The sequence below is a fragment of the Thermogladius sp. genome (assembly GCF_049970955.1).
Lineage (GTDB): Archaea > Thermoproteota > Thermoprotei_A > Sulfolobales > Desulfurococcaceae > Thermogladius.
The window spans coordinates 1-6,663 of record NZ_JBMFLY010000047.1; the positions used below are offsets into that span (position 1 = coordinate 1).

At 56.5% G+C, this 6,663-nt stretch carries 6 protein-coding genes; 5 read left to right on the forward strand and 1 reads right to left on the reverse strand.

Features of this window, described 5'->3' with window-relative positions; genetic code table 11:
- Window positions 1–60: 60 nt before the first annotated feature.
- The 4 genes from ACP5VX_RS05700 to ACP5VX_RS05715 all read left to right on the forward strand — a co-directional run bounded on the left by ACP5VX_RS05700 (window position 61) and on the right by ACP5VX_RS05715 (window position 4,091).
- Window positions 61–723 carry a DUF47 domain-containing protein gene (locus ACP5VX_RS05700; RefSeq protein ID WP_428724921.1) on the forward strand — a complete coding sequence of 221 codons (663 nt, stop codon included), beginning with the start codon at window positions 61–63 and terminating at the stop codon, window positions 721–723.
- Window positions 724–747: 24 nt separating this feature from the next.
- Window positions 748–1,365, forward strand: a complete 618-nt coding sequence (locus tag ACP5VX_RS05705; RefSeq protein ID WP_428724922.1) for a nucleotidyltransferase family protein — start codon at window positions 748–750, stop codon at window positions 1,363–1,365.
- Between the two features lie 48 nt (window positions 1,366–1,413).
- Window positions 1,414–2,562, forward strand: coding sequence for a hydrogenase formation protein HypD (hypD, locus tag ACP5VX_RS05710; protein WP_428724923.1), 1,149 nt, complete (start codon window positions 1,414–1,416; stop codon window positions 2,560–2,562).
- Window positions 2,563–2,822: 260 nt separating this feature from the next.
- Window positions 2,823–4,091: a hypothetical protein gene (locus ACP5VX_RS05715; protein WP_428724924.1), complete on the forward strand. Its 1,269-nt coding sequence runs from the start codon at window positions 2,823–2,825 to the stop codon at window positions 4,089–4,091.
- A 66-nt stretch (window positions 4,092–4,157) separates the two neighbouring features.
- On the opposite strand, the gene ACP5VX_RS05720 is transcribed toward ACP5VX_RS05715, so the two are convergent.
- Complete coding sequence (locus tag ACP5VX_RS05720; protein WP_428724925.1) at window positions 4,158–5,945, reverse strand: decarboxylase; 1,788 nt, start codon at window positions 5,943–5,945, stop codon at window positions 4,158–4,160.
- A 163-nt stretch (window positions 5,946–6,108) separates the two neighbouring features.
- On the opposite strand from ACP5VX_RS05720, the gene ACP5VX_RS05725 reads away from it, so the two are divergent.
- Window positions 6,109–6,663 (forward strand): DUF357 domain-containing protein (locus ACP5VX_RS05725; protein WP_428724926.1); only part of this gene is annotated, 555 nt, incomplete at its 3' end.

A 6,663-nucleotide genomic window follows, 5' to 3' on the forward strand; every position in this document is an offset into this window, starting at 1 on the left:
TTTAAAGTTTTTGGTCTAGGCTTAATACGCTTCTAGTCATCACATATCTAAGGTGTCGAGATGAGCGAGCACGGCACCGGGAAGAGGAGAGTCGACGTAATAAAGTTGAAGATAGTGGACCACGCTCTTAAAGTCCTCGAGACGGTAGTAGCTCTCGAGACCCTCTTCTCCGCCTCGCTGGCGGGCTCTCCCGAGCTAGACAGCCTGTTCGAGAAAGTGTACACGCTTGAGAGAGAGGCCGATAAGCTGAAGAGGGAGATAATCTCCGAGCTCAGGATGGCGTATGTGCACCCGATCGATAGGGAGGACCTGTTGAAGATGGTCACGCTCGTCGACGACATAGCCGGCCTCAGCAAGTCCGCCTCCAAGAGGATACTGGCCTACACGAAGGGGGGCCTGAGGGTGGACGAGCCCTACTCTAGCGACATTAAGACGATCATTGAGGCCTCTCGCAAGGCGGTGAACGAGCTGGTTGACACGATTAAGTCGGTGATCGAGGGGGCGACGAGCTCGCTCGAGAGGTTGGGCAACGTAGAGAAGCTCGAGAAAGAGGTCGACGACTTGAGGTTGAAGATACTCGAGGAGCTGTACAAAGAGTGTGTGGCAGCCCTGACACCGAAGTGTGTGATACTCCCCGGGCTGGTCGACGACCTCGAGTCTATTACGGACGTTTGCGAGGACGTGGGGGTAATACTGAAGCTGATGTTCAGCAGGAGGCTCTAGAGTATACAGGGCCGTGCCGAAGCCATGTACCTTGCCCTCATCACTGCTGCCGGGGAGAGCACCAGGTTCCCCGGGAACAAGTTACTGTACAGGTACTCTGGCGACCCCCTCATAGTGAGGTCTGTTAGGTCCGCGCTCGACAGCAGAGTCGAGAAAGTAGTCGTTGTCGTAGGGTACATGAGGGAGGTTGTAGCAGAGCTCCTAAAGGACTACTTCGGCTCTACCGGTAGAGTCGAAGTGGTCGAGAACCCCTTCTACAAGGAGGGCATGAGCCGCAGTATCAAGGCTGGGCTTGAGTACGCCCTCCGTAAGTACGGGGGCCTGAGGGCCGTCCTAGTGTCGCCCGGCGACGCCGCTTGGATCCCCGGGGTGGTCTACGACATTCTCATAGACAAGCACGAGGAGTTCGGCTGGAAGATAGTAGTCCCGACGCACCAGAAGAGGAGAGGGCACCCAATACTGTTCTCCTCGCACATGATACCCTTCCTCATGAGTATCGACGAGGAGACCCGGGGACTTAAGAGAGTAGTGAGGGACTTTTGGTTCGAGGTCAGGGAAGTCGAGCTACCCTACCCCTCGATACTACTGGATTTGGACACTATAACAGACCTCAACAGAGTTAAAGAGCAGGCGTGGGTCTAACTTTAACGTGGTGACTTGAGAGGTACTAAATAGAGGTCCGGGGCCTCCATGCCCTCGCCTGTGGACGCGAGGATTAAGCTGCTATACGAGAGGTCCGCCAGCGCGAAGAAGGTCGTAGAGTCTATAAGAGAGGAGGCCTCTAGGGTGGGGCGAGAAGTAAGGATCATGAACTTCTGCGGGACGCACGAGTGGACTATCACCCACTACGGTATAAGGAGCCTCATGCCCGAGAACGTCAAGCTCATAGCTGGGCCGGGCTGCCCCGTTTGCATAACCCCGGGGTACTACGTCGACACGCTCGTCAAGCTAGCCCTCGAGGGCTACCACGTCCTGACCTACGGTGACAGCTTCAGGTTGCCTGGTTCGAGCCTCAAACAACCGAGGAGTCTCTACGACGCCAAGGCGTACGGCGGCAAGGTCACAGTAGTCTACGGCTTCAACGACGCTATCGAGTTGGCTTCCCGGAACAAGGGTGAGACCTTCGTTTTCTTCGCGGTAGGCTTCGAGACTACAATGCCCTCGACCGCTGTACCGCTCGTTCGGGGTAACCTACCGGAGAACCTGCTCATTTTCCCAGCCTACAGGCTTACACCGCCCGTTATGAGGTTCTTGCTAGAACAGCACCCCGAGGCCCGCATAGACGGCGTTATTGCGCCCGGGCACGTCTCGTCCGTGATCGGCTGGAGAAGCTGGTCGTTCCTACCCGAGGAGTTCGGGGTCCCAACCGTTGTAGCGGGCTTCGAGCCCCTCGACGTGCTACTCGCCGTCCTCTTAATCCTGAAGATGATCAACGCTAGGAGACCCAGCATCGTCAACGAGTACACGAGGGTGGTCAAGCCGGAGGGGAACGTCGGGGCTAAAGAGGCTATGTCGCGGGCCTACAAGGTGGTAGACGCCTACTGGCGGGGGATAGGAGTGATCCCCTCCAGCGGTGCAGTCCACAGAGAGGAGTTCAAGAAGCACGACGCCAACGCGAGGCTCGGGCTGGAAGATAGGGTTGTGGACGACAAGCTACCTGGGTGCAAGTGCCCCGAGGTGACGCTGGGGCTCGCAACACCTCTAGACTGCCCCCTGTTCATGAAGGCGTGTAAGCCGAGCAATCCCTACGGACCATGCATGGTGAGTGTAGAGGGGACGTGCAGGATCTGGGCCGAGAACGTGCCGGTAATAAGTAGCACGCTGCTTAAAAACAAGTAGAGAGATCCGCGAGAGCATTGTACTATTGGGTGTTCCGAGCCAAAGGCGGCAGACTGGACAGCTGGAAGGGTCTTGAAACGATCTCCGATCGCCGTACAAGCTGAGCTTCTTTGTGTCCTCGCCTCCTGCAATACGATAGAGGCGTTTTCCACACCAGTCCAATCGATGGCGCCGCAGCATAACTCCGCTACGAGCAAGTAGACTACTGGTGTGGCCGTCCCTGGTTAAGCTTATTTTCACCACCAGCTTGTGTCATATTTGTGGACGTGGTCTCGATGTCGCCTGACCCGATAGGGCAGTTCTACGAACTGATCACTGGAATCTTCTCCAGGGTCACGGGCTACCTGCCCAATGCCCTCGTCTTCCTCGCTGTCGCTGTGATCGGCTACCTGGTAGGTTACTTCTTGAAAGTCGTAGTTAGTCTAGCGATCGACTTCTACGTGAAGTGGAAAATGAGGAAGTACCCATTGTTCAACAGGCTGTACGAGGGCGGCGGTAGCGTGGGCAGTTTCATAGGGTGGCTGCTGTTCTCAGTAGTCATCACCTACAGCATCTACTACGGGCTACTCGTCTCCGGGAGCCAACACCCGCTAGTTGTCGGCTCGGAGGCCGTGATGCTCGCGATCAGCCGAGTCCTCGCCGGCCTACTCGTCATCGTGACCCTGATGACCGTCCTCGTCGGCGTCTACTCGGTAGCATCGTGGGTTGTGAGCAGGGTTCAGACAAAGTACGGGGTTCTGGCGCAGATCGTCTTGTACACCGGGATGTTCTTCATCGCCGTACCAATAGTCGGGTTGGGCGTGGACATCGCGGGAGGCGGTACTGTAGTCTTGGACTCTTTCCAGACTTATCTCCCCCTAGCGCTACTACTGGCCACAGTGACCATTGCGGGGTCCTTTCTCGCACTACTCTTGAGCGACTACGTAGCGTCGTACACGGAGTGGAGAGGCGAGATCAAGACTTCCGTGACGCTGGCCCTCAAGGTTCTCGTCACGCTCTTATCCTTTTCGGCCGGAGTCTACCTAGCGAGTTCGTCCTACCCTATTCTCGCCACTATATCCGACGTCATTACCAGGGTAGCAGTCTCGCTTACCATAGCGGCTGTGGGCTTGGTCTTCTCTGTGTATGTTAAGAGCAAGATCTCGGCGCTCAAAGGCGCCACATCGATACCCCTCGAGTTGGCAGACGTCTACATGGTGGTGCCGGTCCTTGTCGCGTTTATCGTGGTAGCACTAGACTTCCTAGGTATCAGGGCGGAGGTGGTTATGGCGGTCACCGTGGGGTCTATACTCCTGCTCTTCGGGCTATCTCTCACAAACTGGGTCTACAACTTGCTTGTCAAGGAAGGCGTACCGACAGAGCTCTCCCTGCTCTTCACTGCGCTGACCACTCTACTATTCGCAGCCCTCTCTGCCGCAGCCTACCTCGCCATCTTCCCAGAGGCCGCCAAGACAGTGGGGCTGGTGGCAATCGCCGTGGGGCTGGCCGTAGTCGGCGTCACAGCGGTCTACTACCTGAGGAGGCGGTGAACAAAGGGTAGATATGTTACTCGACCAAGTATTTAGACCGCCTAGAAGCCCTCAAGCGGTCTCTAGTTAGGCCTGGCCGGCCGTCTTCATGTCCGTGTAGCCTTTGCTCTCGCACTTCAAGCACTCGACTCTCAGCTCGCCCTCGCTAGACTCGTCGATAATGATCTCGGGCGGCTCTCCGATCAGGTTGTGCTTCATCGCTAGCATGTCCTGGTAAGCGCCGGTGTCTAGGAAGGCGATGTAGTAGTCCTCCCCGCTCGAGGGCAGGTGTAGCGGTATGCCCCCCAGCTTAACCTTAACCCCGGGCACAGCCATTAGTCTACCGTCCATGCCTGTGAAGGCCTGCCTCTTGTCGTAGACCCTCGAGACATAGGAGTAGTACTCCCTGTACTCCCCCATACTGTCGCACGTCAAGTCGCTCAGCGAGGCTAGTACGTGGGGCTTCTCGTTCAAGCGTGTGAGGGGCACCACCTGGAAGTACTGGTTGACTATCGTCTTGTCAGGTATATCGGCGAAAAGGCTGTAGGAGACGATGAACCTCTTACTCGGCGAGGTCACGATCTTGAACAGGGTCGGGTACTTGAGGACCTCGCTCAACTCCAAGGGGCCGTCGAGCACCATCCTCATCACTTTCGAAACAACGCTGTTGATCATCCTGGCTCTCGTGGTCTCAATGATATGCTTGGCCCGTATACCCCACTCCTCCTTACCCTCCATCTTAGCAAGCACCTCTCTGAACTCGACCAGGCTTCTCTCAAGCTCCTTCATGTCCTTCGCTCTCTCGATAAAGTCCAAGTCCAGGCTCTCCTCGTACTCCTCTGGGCCGTACTCCCTAGTCTCGAGCACCTTCGCAACTACGATCCTGTGGGCGCTGGTTATGATGCGCCCGTTCTCGAAGACGAGGTCTGGGTGTCTCTTGCTCTTCCTGAACGCGCTCAGTACAGCTTTAAAGTAGTCTCTTATCGTGTAGTTGGGGGACTCGTGAGACCCGTCTCTCAAATCCAAGTACGGGTAGGCTAGGCCTCCGCCCAGGTCTATGACGTTCAAGTTCTCGAAGCCCAACTCGCGTAAGTCCTCCAGTATGCTGACAGCCTCGTGCGCCAGCCTGGCAACCGCCTTTATGTCCGTTATCTGCGACCCCCCGTGTACGTGTATTGTGGTCAACGCCTTCTTCAAGAACGGGAAGTCCTTGACCATCATCATGAGGCGGTTTAGCGTCATCCCGAACTTCGACGTGAAGCCCATCGTGAAGCTCCACTTGCTACCTGTACGAGTCATAGGCTTAAGCCTGACACCGACCTCGATCGAGTCGAGGAACCTCCCAGCCAGCTCTGCCTCTCTCTCGCTCTCGATGGTGAGTATGACCCGCCAGCCCCTCTCAGCATGCTTCTTCAGAGCCTCGAGCTCCTCGCTGGTCTTGAAGCCGTCTACTACGAGGACGCCCGTCCCCTCGCTCAGGTACTTCTCGATGCTCTTCAACTCCTGGAGAGTCCCTACCTCGAAGCCCCAGTTGTAGCGGCGCCCGTGCCTCCAAATCGTCTCGACGACCACAGGGTTGGCGTCTACCTTCAGCGGGTAGACGGGTATGAGCCTCCCTCTGTACTGGGCCTCCTCTGAGGCCTCCAGGTAGGCCCTCACCACCTGGTCCATTGCCCAGCGGATCGCGGGGAGCACGCGAACGTAGGCGTTTGACAACCCGTACTTCTTCATGAGGTCGAGTAGCCTGGCTCTATAACCGTTGACTTTTACCACCAGAAAGCCCTCGTCGTCGACGTCGATGAATTCCTGTCTCATGTAGTTGTTCAATCCGTATAGCTCCCTAGCCAGCTCAACGCTCCACTCGCTATCTGACATCTCTCAGGGGTTCCCCTCCCAGCCGCCAAAACCCCACGTGCTTTATCAACCACTACGTACGTTAGACTAGTTTATAAAGATGACCCGATTGTAATACTGGGATATTACCGTGTCTACTAATTAATCAGTATGCTGGCCTGGATCACTATAGTGGTGCCTCGCTTTGGAGGAGCGTGTGAGAGCGTACGTGCTGAACGTCGAGAAGGCGATAAGCGCCCTCAGCAGTATGAGCCTAGACGAGGAGTCCCGGGGGATAGTCGAGCTCGCGAGGGCGTACCTGAGCGACTCTAAGTACTACCTCGAGAAGGGTGACGTGTTCACGAGCCTGGCCTGCATAGCGTATGCCGAGGGTCTCCTAGACGCCCTGAAGAGGCTCGGCAAGGCCGAATTCGAGTGGGAGCCGTTATCCAAGCTGCTGGCGAGGCCCAAGGTACTCGTAGCAGGCGCCTTCGAGATACTGCACCCGGGTCATCTCCACTTACTGAAGAAGGCCTGGGAGCTGGGTAGAGTCCACGTAATAGTCGCGAGGGACAGTAGTATAAGAAGAATTAAGGGGAGAGAGCCGGTGGTACCCGAGCAACAGAGACTGGAGGTAGTCAGCGCGGTCAAGTACGTGGACACGGCCGTCCTCGGAGACGAGGAGGACTTCCTCAAGCCCGTCGAGCACATAAAACCCGACATCATACTACTAGGGCCCGACCAGTGGATAACACCAGAA

Excerpts from the sequence above, each read along its gene's own strand:
- ACP5VX_RS05720 (WP_428724925.1), bottom strand. The coding sequence starts at position 5,945 with ATGTCAGATAGCGAGTGGAGCGTTGAGCTGGCTAGGGAGCTATACGGA.
- ACP5VX_RS05700 (WP_428724921.1), top strand. The coding sequence starts at position 61 with ATGAGCGAGCACGGCACCGGGAAGAGGAGAGTCGACGTAATAAAGTTG.
- hypD (WP_428724923.1), top strand. The coding sequence starts at position 1,414 with ATGCCCTCGCCTGTGGACGCGAGGATTAAGCTGCTATACGAGAGGTCC.
- ACP5VX_RS05705 (WP_428724922.1), top strand. The coding sequence starts at position 748 with ATGTACCTTGCCCTCATCACTGCTGCCGGGGAGAGCACCAGGTTCCCC.